At 35.3% G+C, this 15,534-nt stretch carries 19 protein-coding genes; 6 read left to right on the plus strand and 13 right to left on the minus strand.

The genetic code is table 11. The annotated features are described in order from the left end of the window. Positions 1-427 precede the first annotated feature (427 nt). On the plus strand, positions 428-562 hold the full coding sequence (locus GH741_RS22135) for a hypothetical protein (protein ID WP_276608231.1): 135 nt from the start codon (positions 428-430) through the stop codon (positions 560-562). 102 nt (positions 563-664) lie between these two features. Here the strand turns inward: GH741_RS22135 and GH741_RS11750 are convergent, their stop codons facing one another. The 4 genes from GH741_RS11750 to GH741_RS11765 form a co-directional block, all read right to left on the minus strand. Next, a complete protein-coding gene (locus GH741_RS11750; protein WP_153736987.1) occupies positions 665-898 on the minus strand; it encodes a hypothetical protein in 234 nt (77 codons plus the stop codon). A 55-nt stretch (positions 899-953) separates the two neighbouring features. Then, on the minus strand, positions 954-2,447 hold the full coding sequence (locus tag GH741_RS11755; protein ID WP_153736988.1) for a hypothetical protein: 1,494 nt from the start codon (positions 2,445-2,447) through the stop codon (positions 954-956). Between the two features lie 38 nt (positions 2,448-2,485). Then, the gene (locus GH741_RS11760) at positions 2,486-2,653 is read right to left on the minus strand and encodes a hypothetical protein (protein ID WP_153736989.1); all 168 of its coding nucleotides are present in this window, start codon (positions 2,651-2,653) and stop codon (positions 2,486-2,488) included. A gap of 79 nt (positions 2,654-2,732) precedes the next feature. After that, positions 2,733-3,863, minus strand: a complete 1,131-nt coding sequence (locus GH741_RS11765; protein ID WP_153736990.1) for a hypothetical protein — start codon at positions 3,861-3,863, stop codon at positions 2,733-2,735. Positions 3,864-3,969: 106 nt separating this feature from the next. Between GH741_RS11765 and GH741_RS11770 the strand changes: the two genes are divergently transcribed. Genes GH741_RS11770 through GH741_RS11780 form a run of 3 tightly spaced genes read left to right on the plus strand, consistent with a single transcriptional unit; the run spans position 3,970 to position 9,193 of the window. Further along, entirely contained in the window at positions 3,970-5,592 is a 1,623-nt protein-coding gene (locus GH741_RS11770; protein ID WP_153736991.1) for a diguanylate cyclase, read from the plus strand. A gap of 15 nt (positions 5,593-5,607) precedes the next feature. Further along, the gene (locus GH741_RS11775) at positions 5,608-5,970 is read left to right on the plus strand and encodes a response regulator transcription factor (protein ID WP_153736992.1); all 363 of its coding nucleotides are present in this window, start codon (positions 5,608-5,610) and stop codon (positions 5,968-5,970) included. After that, positions 5,963-9,193: an ATP-binding protein gene (locus GH741_RS11780; protein WP_153736993.1), complete on the plus strand. Its 3,231-nt coding sequence runs from the start codon at positions 5,963-5,965 to the stop codon at positions 9,191-9,193. The genes GH741_RS11775 and GH741_RS11780 overlap by 8 nt, the downstream gene beginning before the upstream one ends. Positions 9,194-9,223: 30 nt before the next feature. Here the strand turns inward: GH741_RS11780 and GH741_RS11785 are convergent, their stop codons facing one another. From GH741_RS11785 to GH741_RS11790, 3 genes are all read right to left on the minus strand, one after another. After that, positions 9,224-9,415: a DUF3813 domain-containing protein gene (locus GH741_RS11785; RefSeq protein WP_153737109.1), complete on the minus strand. Its 192-nt coding sequence runs from the start codon at positions 9,413-9,415 to the stop codon at positions 9,224-9,226. Positions 9,416-9,426: 11 nt separating this feature from the next. Continuing rightward, positions 9,427-9,576, minus strand: a complete 150-nt coding sequence (locus tag GH741_RS21615) for a hypothetical protein (RefSeq protein ID WP_170287620.1) — start codon at positions 9,574-9,576, stop codon at positions 9,427-9,429. 113 nt (positions 9,577-9,689) lie between these two features. After that, complete coding sequence (locus GH741_RS11790; protein WP_153736994.1) at positions 9,690-10,526, minus strand: Cof-type HAD-IIB family hydrolase; 837 nt, start codon at positions 10,524-10,526, stop codon at positions 9,690-9,692. A gap of 188 nt (positions 10,527-10,714) precedes the next feature. Here GH741_RS11790 and GH741_RS11795 point away from each other — a divergent pair, with 188 nt between their 5' ends. Both GH741_RS11795 and GH741_RS11800 read left to right on the plus strand, forming a co-directional pair. Next, positions 10,715-11,479 carry a prolyl oligopeptidase family serine peptidase gene (locus GH741_RS11795; protein ID WP_153736995.1) on the plus strand — a complete coding sequence of 255 codons (765 nt, stop codon included), beginning with the start codon at positions 10,715-10,717 and terminating at the stop codon, positions 11,477-11,479. 71 nt (positions 11,480-11,550) lie between these two features. After that, positions 11,551-11,862 (plus strand): metal-sulfur cluster assembly factor, encoded by a 312-nt coding sequence (locus GH741_RS11800; protein WP_153736996.1) that lies wholly within the window; start codon positions 11,551-11,553, stop codon positions 11,860-11,862. 66 nt (positions 11,863-11,928) lie between these two features. Here the strand turns inward: GH741_RS11800 and GH741_RS11805 are convergent, their stop codons facing one another. From GH741_RS11805 to GH741_RS11830, 6 genes are all read right to left on the minus strand, one after another. Continuing rightward, positions 11,929-12,138, minus strand: a complete 210-nt coding sequence (locus GH741_RS11805) for a hypothetical protein (RefSeq protein ID WP_170287621.1) — start codon at positions 12,136-12,138, stop codon at positions 11,929-11,931. Between the two features lie 419 nt (positions 12,139-12,557). After that, complete coding sequence (locus GH741_RS11810; protein ID WP_153736998.1) at positions 12,558-12,857, minus strand: metal-sulfur cluster assembly factor; 300 nt, start codon at positions 12,855-12,857, stop codon at positions 12,558-12,560. 14 nt (positions 12,858-12,871) lie between these two features. Beyond that, complete coding sequence (locus GH741_RS11815) at positions 12,872-14,125, minus strand: hypothetical protein (protein ID WP_153736999.1); 1,254 nt, start codon at positions 14,123-14,125, stop codon at positions 12,872-12,874. Between the two features lie 2 nt (positions 14,126-14,127). Then, complete coding sequence (locus tag GH741_RS11820) at positions 14,128-14,343, minus strand: DUF2249 domain-containing protein (RefSeq protein ID WP_153737000.1); 216 nt, start codon at positions 14,341-14,343, stop codon at positions 14,128-14,130. After that, positions 14,340-14,591, minus strand: coding sequence for a DUF2249 domain-containing protein (locus GH741_RS11825; protein WP_153737001.1), 252 nt, complete (start codon positions 14,589-14,591; stop codon positions 14,340-14,342). The genes GH741_RS11820 and GH741_RS11825 overlap by 4 nt, the downstream gene beginning before the upstream one ends. A 153-nt stretch (positions 14,592-14,744) precedes the next feature. Continuing rightward, positions 14,745-15,437, minus strand: a complete 693-nt coding sequence (locus GH741_RS11830; protein ID WP_153737002.1) for a Crp/Fnr family transcriptional regulator — start codon at positions 15,435-15,437, stop codon at positions 14,745-14,747. Positions 15,438-15,534 lie beyond the last annotated feature (97 nt).

The following is a 15,534-nucleotide window of genomic DNA, read 5'->3' on the forward strand; positions in this document are numbered from 1 at the left end:
GAGATAACAAGTACTGATCCGGAAGTAGCATAATCTAAAACAAATATCAGTTAAGGATATGTTGGCTCTTCAAAAAAGATAATTATTGTAGGGTCTAATTTCTTATTGCCTTTTCACGTGAAGATTTTCATACAAAGAAAATTGAACTTTATTTTCGAGGAGTCTACGTATTCTGCCTTCACTAGTAGTAGTGTTCTGATTATCGAAGAATAAAACCCATGTGTCTTAGTTTCATGGGCTTTTTTCAATTGAAAAGGAGTGTTTATCCGCAGCTTAGAATAGCTTCTGTTTAATTGAGATGAACTCCAAGATACTTATATCATGAAATACCACTTACTCTGAAGATTTCATTTTGTGGAGGTTTGTATTTTTTATGTATTTGTGTATTTCCAACGCTAGTGTGCTGTTAAGAATTACGCTTATTATTATGATGATTGAAGCGGAGGGCAGTCGACTCCTGCCGGAACAGCACGCGTCTGAAGACCCCGCAGTGGTGGTTTTCCACGAGGAGGCTGAAGCCGTGCCGGCGGAAAGCGACTGCCTGGAGCGCAAATCAACATAGCAGCCGATTAATGAAAAGTGTAGAAACAAACCCAATAAAAAGTTACGCCTCAATCTATGGATTATCCGTAAATAACAACAATCTTTTAGAAAACAGCCTTTTCTATTCAGCAAATGTGTCTTTCATTATAAAATAAGATTGTTTTAAACGTTCTTTAAAGTGTGGTTCATTCCACGTTGCCCATGTATGTTTATAGAGTGTAGGGGTTATTTCTTCTTCATTATGACTAGGTAATAGTATTGTTTGATCATCTTCGGTATAACTCACGAAACTAACACCAATTTCAGAAATGGATTGATCACTTTTAAGTCCATTACTAGCCCAAATATCTCCCATGATAGTCCGTTGACTAGGGTCCTTGAAATTCAATAACAACCAAGGTAAACGTATTTCAAGGACTCCGCTTTCCCCATTTAAAATTATAATCAGCTAAGGAATTATAATTATCACTATCAGGGTTACTATTTCCTTCTAATAAAGAGCCAGTTTCATAATATTCAAAAGGTATTACTTCACCTGTTACTGGTATCGTGAAACCTTGGTTTAAAGCATACCGTATTGGGTGATAGACGCCACTGTTATTGGCAATGGGCCCAGCATCGCCATTCAGTTTATTTCTGTATTGATAGTAGAATGGATCGTAGTAGCCGTCAACTACTATATTAGCTTTTTCTTTGGCAAACTGAACAATAAAATCAATACCTTCTTTCAATCTCAGTTGATTATCAAATGGGACAGAAGTATTCCCTTGATCAGGTTTTGTGTTTAGTAGTAGATAACTATTTGGCATATCATATCCTGCGATCTTAGAATCAAATTCAATAGCAGCGTATAAGTATGTTTCATCCTGGGTTAGTTGAATCTGATCTATACCTGATTGCTCACTATCAATTGTTGTGACTTCAGTTAGTTCATTCCAATCGGTTAATTCCCCATCGACATTTATTTTAAGTTGATCAAAGCTTAGCATACCAAAACGTTGCTCGTTTGTTTGTACATTTGACCAAAATTGCCTGCGATCGGGATCATCAAGGTCCATAGTATTCCAAGTTCTCTTAAACCATTCATCCTGCCATGAAAAGAGAAGCCCTCCCATATAGTTTTGATTAACTATGTCCTCATAAAGATGCTTGTTAATCTGTCCTTGTTGTTCTTCTGTTACCCCACCTTGATCCCAACCATATGGGTTCGTGTGTGTTTTACCTCTGCTTGCCGGTACACCAAACTCAGCAACTAGAATTGGCATTTGATGTGATTGCTCCAGCTCATTTAGATAGCCTGCATAACTATTCTTCTCTCCACGATGATCTATGAATGCTAGATAGTCATCAGAGTGATTAAAAAAGTCTGGATAGTATGAATAAACATGATAGGAAGCAAATAACCTAGGTGTGAATTTATCTTTACTGTAAATATGGTTAGGATCGACAGCAACAAGGTCCTCTTCTTCTAAAGGCTCGTATGGATGGTCTAACAAGTCGGTGCTAACCCAGTTGGTAAAGCGGAGTGGTCGCTGCCATTGATAATTTTCTTGTTCATAAGTTACAGTATGATCCATCATCTTTGCTAACCAGTACTCAAATGGACTCGCATTATCTGTGTAAATATATGAACCGTCATATTGCCCAACATAACTATTTAATTCATTTGTATTCTCAACCATTAGTGGGTACCACTCAATACCAATAATATAGCTAATAACATAGGGAGAAATGTCGGCACTGTAAACACCACTAGCGTTCCCAAGTTGCTCAGGAATTGTATCGTTTCCATGAATAACATTAATCGTATCTTCAATATTCTGTGTGAATGAATTTGTACTTTCTTCGTTAAAAGCATTTAAATGCTCTTCCAACGGCACTTCATCCACCCAAACACCATGCATAAGGTAAAGTGGTGATTTGGACTTCCGATTATACCGTTCTAGAGGCGATAGAATCCTGGGGGATGGATAGTATAGACACGGATTGTGTTGGCATTCATTTCACCAATCAGTTTAAACCAGCGATAATATTCTTCCTCTGTAATGGCTACTTCGCCAGGGAAATGACCTGGTTTTGCCATTCCAATATTGACACCTTTAATTGTCATTCACTCCCATGAACCATCAACATAAACTTCCATTTCATTATTAGTTAGTTTTGCGGTTCGGTTAATCCCTTCTACAGTGTCAATGGGTATTTCCTTCCGATTGAGTAGAAACATGTGGTTCTTCTAGTAATTGTTTTAACATAGGGATATACGTCCTCCAAAAAAAAGCTTTTTGTTGATCCGAAGAAAGCGTTGTAAGGATTTTGTTTAAGAATGGTAGCCCTTTATATTGGTAGAAGGAAGGTACATCACTTATATCAGCAAAATCACCCGCAAAATAGTAGAGATTTGACTGGTAATATGAGCTACTTATCACTGCAGGGAAACTACTTGGAATTCCTTCTGAACGTAGCTGATCAAGTTGCGTGCCTTCTAACTGTAAATTATATTCGGCAAGGACATTATCTGAGTTGATTTGGACATGGATATCAAACCAATAGGAATACTCCTGGCTTTGAGTCATACCGGTAATTTGTTGTCCCTTTTCAGTAAAAGTGAAATTTATGCCATTTGATTTACTAGAGTTCTCCATTACAATTACACGACCATCTTCATGGGTGAAAATATAGCCACTTCCCAAAAAGTTCCAATCTAGATTATTTTGTTCTTCATAATAAGCAATCGCCCATTGCGGAATTTCATGATCTGTCTCTATGTTTAAAGAAGAGAAATATCGACCAGTCCAACCAGTCCATTCTATTCCAAGCATGGATGTCAATTGATTCCTAACTTCTGGTTCAGTAGGGGAAGCGAAGCTATTAAATTCCATGAAAAGCTTAGTTTCTGACGTGCGTAGTTTTTGATCAATAACTGCCAATTCTTCTTGGGTAAATCCCCCGGTAATTTTATTGGAAGTAATTTGATCGTTTAAATCTTCTTGTTCGTAAACCCCATATGTGTCAGCTACATAAATAATATCACTAGCGTTGGTTAGTTCTTCTAACCTATTAACACCATTTATCGTTTCTTGATTTGGATGATATCCATAGTAGTCTTTAGACTTGATTAAGGGTTTGTTGCCAACACCTGGGGAATAGCGCAAATAATTCATGTACCATGTTAATCCATGGTGTTCACGGTAATTATTTGTCGGTACTGTTTTATCAATAATTGTTACTTTTTGTAAATTGGAATCATCTATCTTCCAAAAAAGATAGGGTAGTATTACAATAGTAGATAGTATAATTAGCGTTATTAAGACTTTTTTCATTAGAATCACACTCATTTTTTATTATTTACAATATAATGCATATATTATCATATTTCGACACTAATAAAGTATCGATAAATATAGCCGAATTACAGGGGTGAATCAGTTGCAGAAGTACCAAGACATGTTTTTAAAACGATATAAGACTATTCTTGATGAATGGAAGCAAAAGGAAGAAATATCAACAGGAGAGTTGTATCGGTTTTTGCATTCAATAAAAGGAACAGCTTCTTCTATCGAGCTTGATAATCTTTCAGAAATCTCCCACCAATTGATAGAGAGGTTAGATAAAGAGGATGATTCAATTTGGAGGCAAGAAGAGTGGGGCAATTTTGTCCAACCTTTGGCGTTACTATTAAACAACCACGCGGAAGTAGTGAAGACGGCAGAACAAAATCAGTTAGAGTTAAACACAATAGCTAATCAACAAATCATTTTGTTATTGGACGATGATATTGAGTTATTAAATTCTTTGAAGCAACATTTGGAAAATGATTATATAGTTCTTGTTGCCACTCAATTGAATCGAGCTGTTCAATTATTTTATGACTATCATCCTGATTTAGTAATTATTGATTATGATATTGGAAGTGAAAACAGCTCTGAATTATTGGATAAAATTTACAATTCAGTTGGTGGTTCGTTTACACCGGTTCTTTTTATTAGTGAAGAAGATAAACTTCAAAACAGAAAAGAAGCTTATGATTTAGGGGCACTAGATTTTCTTGTTAGGCCAATAGATTTGGACGTTTTTCAAAGCTTGATTGCCAATCGACTAAGGCTTAAACAATCGTTAAACAATCAGATAATGATTGACCCACTTACTAATGCATATAATCGATCATTTTTAAAAGCTAATTGGGAGCGCCTTCTTAAAAAGTTTCAGGAGACATCCAATCCATATAGTATGGCATTAATAGATTTGGATAACTTTAAGCTCGTAAATGATCAATATGGACATTCAGTTGGAGATCAAGTGCTATCTCAATTTGCAGAGCTAGTGCTTAATGAAAAACGTCAAGAGGACAACTTGATTCGATATGGCGGTGAAGAGTTTATTTTAATCATGCCAAATGTAACTCAAGCTCAAGCTAAATCGTTGGTTGAAGGTATATTAAATACATTTATGCAATTGGAGAATAAAGTAAATGATCAAAATATCTATTTGAGTTTTACTGCTGGTGTGGCCCAAATTGAACAAGATTCCCAGACAATGGATCAATTGATTGAACGGAGTGATCAAGCTTTATATTATGGTAAGGAAAATGGGAAAAAGTGTGTGCAAGTTTATCATAATCAGATGAATTCCGTTAACCAAATGAAGAAACAAGTAAATAGATTGCGCATCGCTATTGTTGATGATGATCGAGTTATTCAAGAGATGCTCAGTGATCAATTGTCTAGGTTGAATTTCGCAAATTACTCATTAGAGGTTAAATCTTTTCGTGAAGGAGAAACATTTTTAGAATCAGATTGGTATCGACAACCTGGAAAATATGTGATTCTTTTGGATGGAATTATGCCAAGAATGGATGGATTAGAAGTTCTAGCTAAGTTAAGAAAGACAGAAAACGAGAGTGATATGGGTATTGTCATGCTGACGGGCAGACAAAAAGATAAAGATATTGTTAGAGCGTTAGAGCTTGGAGCAGATGATTATATCACAAAGCCATTTAGCATACAGGAGCTTGAAGCAAGAATAAAGCGAATAGTTCATCGATTGTTTTAGAGGGGGAGTTTTCACATGGCGCGAATTTTAGTAGCAGATGATGAGGAAGTATTGAGAATGTTAATCACAGATACATTGGAAGATGAAGGACATGAGATCTTTGAGGCAGCTGACGGTCAAGAGGCGCTTGAGTCTATTCAACAACATTCTTTTGACTTAATTATTTTAGACTATATGATGCCTAAATATACTGGCGTTGAGGTGGCCAGACAACTAGACACTGAATGGAAGAAGAAGAATCCAATTTTGATGCTGACAGCCAAAACTCAGAAGTCTGATTTAGAGGAATCGCGACAAGCAGGAATACCATATTATATGGCAAAGCCATTTAGTCCATCTCAGCTTGTATTACTAGTGGAGGATATACTCAATGGTTGATTACTTCAAACGATCAATCCGTCGGCAGGTCTTGTTTTTAATGATGGCAGTTTCATTGATTGCTTTGGTCGGTATAACTGGAATATTTGTTTTTCAAAATAACGCCAAGGTTGATTATTTAGAGCAACGAAGCGAACTCTCAGAAAAAAATGATTTAATTCATGATATGGAACGGACTATTAGCAATGTTGTTGTTCATATGCGAGGATATGCCGCTTTTGGTAATGAATATGAACTAGCTGAGTCAGAGCGATTAAATCAAAATTTGACTGAACAGCTATCCACATATGGGGATCTCAATCTCTCTGAACAAGAGCGTCAAATTATCGGTACCATACAGGCATTTCAATATAACTATTGGAAAGTTCTACTTCCTTCCATGCAGCCCTTAATTGAAGGGAACAATTATCAGGAATTAAAGGATAAAAGTAGGGAAACTGATTCTACTAGTCAAGTAAACAATATATTAAATGAAATGGGCCAAATTAGATCAAACATAAAAACAGAGCTTGAAAATAGTCATAATTCTTTTTTAAACACAATTGATTATAGTTCATATTATTTAATTGTTTTTCTAATTCTAATTTTTATTTCCTTAAGTTTAGCTGCTCGTAGTTTAACAAAGACAATCAGTGAACCAATTACTGAATTATCGAATGCTTCTGAAGCACTAGCAAGGGGAGAGGAAGTAAAGATAAACAGATTAGATCGATTGGATCAGTTAGGCGTTCTATCACACAACTTTGCGGATATGGCAAACAAGATTAAAGATAGAGAAGATAACCTTTCAAGTCAAAATGAACGATTGAAGGAACAACGCTCGCAGATGGAAATTTACCTAAATGATTTAAAAAACTTGAATTTTGCTTTAAATGAGTCTTCCATTGTTGCTGTGATTGATGGGGATGGGAATTATAAAAAGGTTAACCAAAATTTTTGTGATATTTCTCAGTACCGAGAAGAAGAATTAGTAAATCAACACTTCTTGAGTATCATTTCACATCATAAACAATCTGAATATTCATCAGATATTCGCTCTAAAATTTATAATAAAAGAGTATGGAGCGGTGAACTAGAATTAATTAAGAAGGATGGGTCTGCGTATTGGGTATATGCAACGATTGTCCCTTATTTTGATGAAAATGAGAACGTGCAGCAGTACGTTTCTATTCAAAAGGATATTACACCAATCAAGGAAACTGAAAACCGCTTGCGAAAATCATTAGATGTAACAGAAAATACCAAGCGGACACTAGAACGCTATAATCAGATGAACCATGCACTTTCCATCGCCCAAAACCAACAAGAATTGCTTGATACCGTTTTACGCGATTTGGCATTTATTTATCGTTTTGATAAGGGTGTAATATTCTCGTTAAAATCAAATAATTATTCCACTTTAGGCATTGAATCAAATAAGTTTACTGATGGTGTTCAAGTTCATTATGTATCTGTAATTAATCGTCTCCGTAATGATCCTTCTGCTTATGTTGTAGAAAGGAAGGCTAGTGATGATGAAAGAGGATATCATGATCAACTAGTCAGTCATGATTTACACGTACCTATTTTAAGTTCGAAGGGTGAGTTAATGGCAATTCTTGTTTGTACAAGAATTGGTAATCAGTTTTCTGATAAGGATATAGAAGAAGTAGAAGGTATTTTAAAACGAGTTACTTTATCAATTGAAAAAATAAATTATTTTGATCAAACAGAAAATAATCGGCAGTTAAATCAAGATATTATAGATAATATCAATGAAGGAATTCAGTTCGTTGACTTAACAGGTAATATTATTCAATACAATGAAAAATGGAAACAACTTTTCGGGATAGAGTATGATAGTCACTCATTTAATAAAGATTATCTTGTCTGGTTAAATCAATCATTCAAGAACGTAAAAAAAACGGAGGCATTTAACAACTATTTGGTCAAAGCTATATTTACAGATGAGAAAAATCGTACTTCCTATCAATTTGAGATGGAAAATTCAGAAACTAGTATGATTGTTGCATATTCAGAAGCAATTTACAGACAAGAACAGAGAATTGGAACTTTGTTTGTTTATCGAGATATTACTGCAGAATATGAAGTGGATCAAATGAAGTCTAATCTTGTCAGTACTGTTAGCCATGAACTGAGAACGCCATTAGCAAGTGTTTTAGGATACACAGAATTAATGATTAACAAACAACTCAAACCCGAACGACAGGAAAGGTACTTAAAAACAATCCATAAGGAAGCAAAGAGATTAACTAACTTAATAAATGACTTTTTAGATCTACAACGCATGGAGTCGGGGCGACAGGAGTATCATAAGGAACAAGTAAATATTGCCGAAATTGCTCAAGAAGTTGTCGAAGGATTTCAGGTCAATAATCAAATTCATACGCTCAAAGTTTCAAATCAATCTAGTAATCCATTTGTACAGGCTGACCCACAAAGCATGATACAATTATTCAACAATTTAATAAGTAACGCGATAAAATTTTCTCCAAACGGTGGGGATGTTATTGTTTCTTTAAATAATAATGAGGACCAATTATACATTCATATTTCTGATGAGGGTATTGGAATTCCTGATTATGAATTAAAGCGTTTATTCACGAAATTTCATCGAGTTGATAATTCTAGCAAGCAAAATATCGGTGGTACTGGTTTAGGGCTTGCAATATGTAAAGAGATTGCGGAAGCTCATAATGGAAGAGTCTCTGTCCGGTCTGCTCTAAATAAAGGTAGTGTATTCACAATTATCCTCCCTTTACATCCATTGTCGATAACAAGTCGAAAGGATAAAAAAGACGATTTTCTACCAGAAATAGTTCTTGTAGAAGATGATCTTAGTTTATCGAGACTTTTGGAGGATGAGCTAAAGGATGCTGGTTTTTTTGTTCGAAAATACTCGGAAGGTAACACAATTGTGAATCAATTGCATGAGTTAAAGCCGGATGCATTTGTGGTAGATCTTATGTTAGGTAAAGGAAAAACTGGCTGGGAAGTAATTAAAAATATTAAAAACCAGTCACATTTAGTTAATACTCCAATATTTATTTCAAGTGCTTTAGAGGAAAAGGAAAAAGCACAAGAATTAGGAGTGGATGATTATTTAACTAAACCTTATCCACCAAATAAACTCTCAACTGTAATACTACAAACGTTATTGCAACATGAGAAACAAGGGCAAATACTTTATGCAAATACTGAAGATGATAATACCCCATCCTAATGGATGGGGTATTAATCATACAGAAGTTAGTTATTTTATTTCATTTTGTTGTTCCAACTGTTGTTCCAGCTGTTGTAGTTCCTGTTGTTCTTCTGGGGTTGCATTTGTATAGGCAGATTGGATAGCATTTCTTGCAGCTTCCTTATCTTGTTCGTTGAAGTTCTGCCCATTAGTCATACGATTGACAGCATTTCTAGCTTGTTGGAATAGATTGTTTGCCATGTTTGCCAACGTCAAAAACCTCCTACAGTATGGTTGTCAGCTTCTTCTTTCTTTCGCTCAACATCTGTAAAGCGCTCATGGTAGGGAATGCGTTCATCGTGTTTTTTCACTGACTCAGCACCTTGTTGAGTAAAACGTTTTGACTTACTTTTTTTACTCATGTGAAATTCCTCCCACTAGAACTTTTTGAACTAAAAAAGCTTGAACGCAAGTATACGTTCAAGCCTAGTATGGATAGATTGTTCCATTTTAATAAATGAAAAATATTGGAATATTATTTTACTGCTTTAATATCTAAGTTTAAGTATTCTTCAAGAAAGACTCCAATACCATCCCGTTCATTTGTGTCAGCTACATGTGTAGCAATTGATTTTAATTCATCAATGCCATTTCCCATTGCAACACCAACACCAGCAAATTCAATCATTTCTAAATCATTATCCTCATCACCAAAAGCAATGATGTTTTCTTGGTCGATATGATAATAATGAGCAATTCGATTTAATCCAACAGCTTTATTCATACCTTTTCTAACAATTTCAATTACGTTCCATGGTGCTCCCCATTTTCGGTGTTCAATTACTGAAGCGTGCTCATCATCAAGGCTCTGTCTAAGTTGTTTAATGTGGTCCTCCCGAGGATGGATCAGTAATGAAGTTGGATCTTGATTAAGTTCATTCTTTAGACTTCCGATTGTCACTGGACTGTCTTGTTTTTCAAAATTTAAAATTTCCATTAATTCCTCGTCATAACGGTCCAAGTAAATATAATCTTCAACCTCAGCCATTATATTTTTAACTTCTAATTCATAGCAGGTTTGAATGATCTTTTTAGCTGTACGGACAGGTAATGGACTATGTAGTGCATCCCACTTTTTATCAGTTGGGTGGTGGATCAGCGCACCATTGAAGTTAACCATTGGAGTGTCTAGACCGAGCTGGTGATAATAATCTATACTTGCGCGGTGAGGTCTTCCAGTAGCTATGACAACAATATGCCCTGCTTCTTTTGCTTTTAGAACTGTTTGCTTTGTACGTTGGCTAATGACCTTGTTATCGGTTAAAAGAGTTCCATCAAGGTCCAATGCTATTAAATGTCTGCTTTTTTTCATGTGAAATCACCTCTTATAGTAAGTATAGTTTAAATGGGAATCCTTAATCTGTAAAGAATTTGTATATTTTATATTGATTTATCTTACAAAATTTTTTTGGTTAAATATGGATTTTCATTTGTGCGATTGCTATTTCCATAATATGATAAGCTTATAAGCATTATTATATGAGGGAAGGAACAAAACCAATGATTGGAATATACAAAGAATATTGGAAAGACATACCTGTATTAGTAGTTGTACAGGACGAAAAAAAGGACAAGCCTCTACCCGTACTTACTTATTTCCACGGCTACACTAGTGCCAAAGAACATAATTTACCATTAGCATTCTTGTTGGCAGAAAGAGGATACCGAGTTATATTACCTGACAGTATGTTACATGGTGAAAGAGAGAAGTTTATTAGTAATGATGAGCGACAACTTCAGTTTTTTGATATTGTCGAGCAAAATCTAATCGATATGCAAGTAATCAAAGACGTACTTGATAGCAAAAAAATGTTACTAGATCGCAGGCTAGGAGTTGCAGGGACGAGTATGGGTGGTATTACTACTGCTGCGGCATTAACGAAGTATGACTGGATAAAAGTAGCGGCGGTACTTATGGGATCTCCCAAGATTTCGGAATATGCAAAAGAGTTGGTAGATCACATGAGGCAAATGAATACTTACATTCAAATTTCTGATGAGGAAATTGAGAAAATATATAAGTCGTTAGAAAAAATAGATTTATCCAAGCACATGGATAAATTAAATGGTCGACCACTTTTTTTTTGGCATGGTGAAAAGGATTCCGTTGTTCCATTCGATCATTCTTACAACTTTTATAGTCAAGCGGTTAGTTACTATAAAAATCCTGAAAGCATTCGATTTTTAAGAGAAGTTGGACGTGACCACAAAGTAAGTCGGTTTGCAGTATTAGAAACAGTGGATTGGTTAGAAATGCAATTGTAAGTGATGTAAATCATTTAAATTTTTCTATGTTTATGTTTATAATAAGAGTAGGAATATAAGGAGGGAATGTCATGGAAGAAGCTTTACAAGAAAACTTGATGGGTGCTTTGGAGAATGTTATTGATCCAGAGCTTGGAATAGATATCGTGAATCTGGGTCTAGTTTATGGTGTTGACCTTGATGATGAAGGGTTAGCTACTGTTACAATGACACTAACAGCAATGGGATGTCCATTAGCCGCTCACATTGAAGCAGATGTAAAACGTGTGTTGGAGGATCTTCCTGAAGTTAAGGATACAAAAGTAAATATTATTTGGAGTCCACCATGGACGAAAGATCGCATGTCTCGATATGCTAAGATTGCACTAGGAATTCCAGATTGATTTTTAAACAACCCTTGCTTATTCAAAGCAAGGGTTTTGTTTATTTCAAAAGGATTTTTCAAACCTTTATTGTTTTAAAATCTTCACACTTGATATAAAAAGAAAGCGTCGTAGCGTAGCTATTAGTTGATTTGCGCTCCGGACAGTCGCTTTCCGCGGGCAACGCTTCAACTTCCTCGGAAGAAACCCGCTTCCTGTGGGATTTTCAGCTGTTGCTTTTCCCGCAGGAGTCGACTGCCCTCCGCTCCAATCACCATTATATAATGTAGTTATCAAATACAACACTATACTAGCGTTGGAAATACACGAAGACTCATAAAAAAAATAGAAACCTCCACGCAATGAAATCTACAAAATAATGAGTAGTAATGTTAAATGAAATAAACGTATTTTGGAGTTCATCTCATTTGAATAGAAAGCTACTTTAAGCGGAGGAAAAATACGACACTCCTATGGGAAAGGAACAGTCTGAAGACCCCGCAGTGAGTGTTCTTTACGAGCGAGGAGGCTGAGGCGTTCCCCATGGAAAGGGAGTGTTTTTCCGCAGCGGTGAGATAGCACTATTCCCATAAAGACCGTAAGGAAGTCAGATAGTTACTTCGGAGTCTATGGATATTCTGTCAAAAACAGTTATTTTTAATAAAACAGTCTATCAAAAAACGTAGAGAAAAATGCTTTCTCTACGTTAGTTAATGTTATCTCATCAGCATTTCTTTTGCTTTAGGACTCATTTTTTCTGGTGACCAAGCTGGTTGCCATACAAGCTGCACATCTACTTTGTCTATACCATCAATGAAATAAATTGCACTCTCTACTCCACCAACAATACTATCGTGCAAAGGGCAACCAGGTGTTGTCAAGGTCATGGTCACTTTAACCCCGTTTTTTTCATCTATTTCAATATTATAAATAAGCCCAAGGTCAACAATATTAATCCCAAGATCTGGATCGATTACCCCGTATAGGACTTCTTCAACTTGTTTAGTCAAATCCATTTCCATAAACCTCCCTATTTTCTTAAGACACTTAATATAGATAATGCGTAAAGTATTGATGTAACGAGCATTGTGCCTTGGAATAGTTGTACAGCAACTTTATTTTGTAGGAGTCCAGCAATCGTTAGTCCGAAAACCCCTGCAGTAAAAAGGACAAAAAGGAGTGTACCAGCTTTCTCATTGATCATATCTTTTAGCATAGGTACTTTTGTTTTTCCAACTTGCCCTGAGTATTTATATGTCCACCATAGAAACGGAACGATTTTGTATAAATAACCTAAAATGCTAAACATCACCCAGCTAATAATATATATAAAAGTGAGCCAACTCCATAAATTCTGGTGATCTATTGAAAAGATACTTAGGAAAACTGTAGTTGAATGAACTAGCCAACCGTATCCAATCGCAATAAGAGAAAAAGTAAAAGGCCGATCTAATTTTCTTTTTAAACGTTTTTTTATTATTTCAATCATGTCTAAAGCGAACAGTGTAAAACCAATCCATGAAAATAGCCAGCCAATAGTCTGAAGAACTGAAGTCTCTAACCAAAAAGAAACAATTAGCGATAAAAGTCCAATTGTATAAGAGAAAAAAGCTAGTTTGGACCACTTCATTGAAAATCCATGCGATAGACTGAACATTGGTACCATTTTGTAAGAAAACCCAATGATTAATAGAGTAAACCAGCCTGCAACACCTAGTAAAATATGCGAGTGTAAAATTGCAGTATAATTTAATGAGAGTCCAAAGGAGATTGTCCAAGCTAAAATTAACCCTGCAATTATTGTAATTAGAAAGCAGAAGAGTGCGGTGGTAACAAATAATGTCATGATGCTTTTTTGCTCTTGAGATATTAATGTCATCACCATTTGCCAAAGAAATAATAGAATTCCGCAGATTACTACAATCCCACCATACACAGCATGACTTAAATTGAACCCAAGTAACAAAGAGAACATAACAATTCCGATTCCAGTAATGAATAACTGAATGAATCCTAATTTTTCACTCCAAATAGGGGTTAGAAAAGCAACAGGCACTAATTGGTACATTGCCCCCATAATAACCATTACCACCCATCCTAATAGAAGAAAATGCGCCCCCATAAGTAGCTCGGGCAACCGAAATATTCCGTTAGATAGAGCATCGCTATTTAGAAATAGGATTAGTTGTGATAGAACGAAAGCTCCTAAGCCAAATAAAATAAAAGAAAGCGGCAATTTGATGTTTGTTTCTGATTTTTTAGCTAGACCAGGGTTACTAACCATCGTTAATCACCATTCTTTGTAATTGTTATCGAAAAACTGCCATCTTTTTGCTCATGTACTTCATATTTATGACCTTGTTCATCTAATTCTGGAAAGAGGAACATAGGTCTTCTGTCGTTAATAATTGTTAATTGCTCTCCTGATCCAAGTTCTTCTAATGCTTCCAAGGTCCGCATCATAGGCTGTGGAGGCTGTAATCCTCTATTGTCTAGTTTCATAGGAATTCTCCCTTCATTGGTGAAAACGTTATTTTCCAGTGCTTCTTATCTATTTGTTCAGAGTGATGAGTGAATCCTTTCTTTTTCATCACCTTAAATAATGGAAATGGATTGAAGGGGGCGTGTAATACAAGCTGCTGATTAGCCTCTAAGCTTTTAACTGCATTCATAATTTTGCTGAAGGGTTCAATTTTTTGTTTAATATCTTCCCGTACATCAATCTCTACAATCATGTTATCTGTATTCATAAATTAACCTCCATTGTTTTCGATATCACTATGATAATCATTATCAATTAACGGTGTAGTGATTTGTATCACAATAATAAGAAAAAATGAAAAACCTGAGCGGGTGATAAAAACACACGCTCAGGTTTTAAATGTTTAAAAGGTAATATATTATTAAAATAATTCTTCCTCTAATCCATCTTTGTTTACTATAAAGTCACCTTTAGCATTTACAGTTATCAAATTTTTCTTTTTGAGTTGGCTAATTGTACGACTAACAGTTTCTCTACTAGAACCTATCATGTTAGCAAGTTCTTGGTTCGTAAAATTTGTATCTAATTTGTATGAATTACTATTTAACTCGGTACCATGATTATCAAGTAGACGTAACAATAACATAATGATTTGTTCATAAGTATTATGCAAAATTTGCTCTTCTAATCTTTTTTGTAGATCGACAATCAAATCACCTAATACCTTAAATAACTTTACACTGATTCCAGGATTATTGTATAAGAAATTTTCAAATGAACTAATAGGGATATAAATTAGAATGGCATCTTCTGCAACCTCAGCATGTGCGGGACAATTGTCCTGACGAAAAAAGCCTTGATGGGGGAACATTTGGCCGGGTTTAAGGACATTTACTATCTGTTCCTTTCCATGAAAGTCTGTTTTGTAAATCTTCACTGCACCTTCATCTATGAAATAAACATTAGTTAATGGGTCACCTTGCATAAATATATGTGTACCTTTTCTATAACGTCGAGACTTTGCAAGTTCGACAATTGGTAACATTTCATCATTTGTTAGGTCTTTGAAAATAGTGAATTTTTGTAATAGTTCCTTTACGGATTGTGAATTCATCATAATCTTCCTTTCTATCTCCCCTCACTATATTATCACGTTGGGATTAAGTTTTTAATCCTCTTGGACATTTTTATCGTTTTTTTAAGTCAATGTG

The sequence above is a fragment of the Aquibacillus halophilus genome, assembly GCF_009649745.1.
In the GTDB taxonomy this organism is placed as follows: Bacteria; Bacillota; Bacilli; order Bacillales; family Amphibacillaceae; genus Aquibacillus; species Aquibacillus halophilus.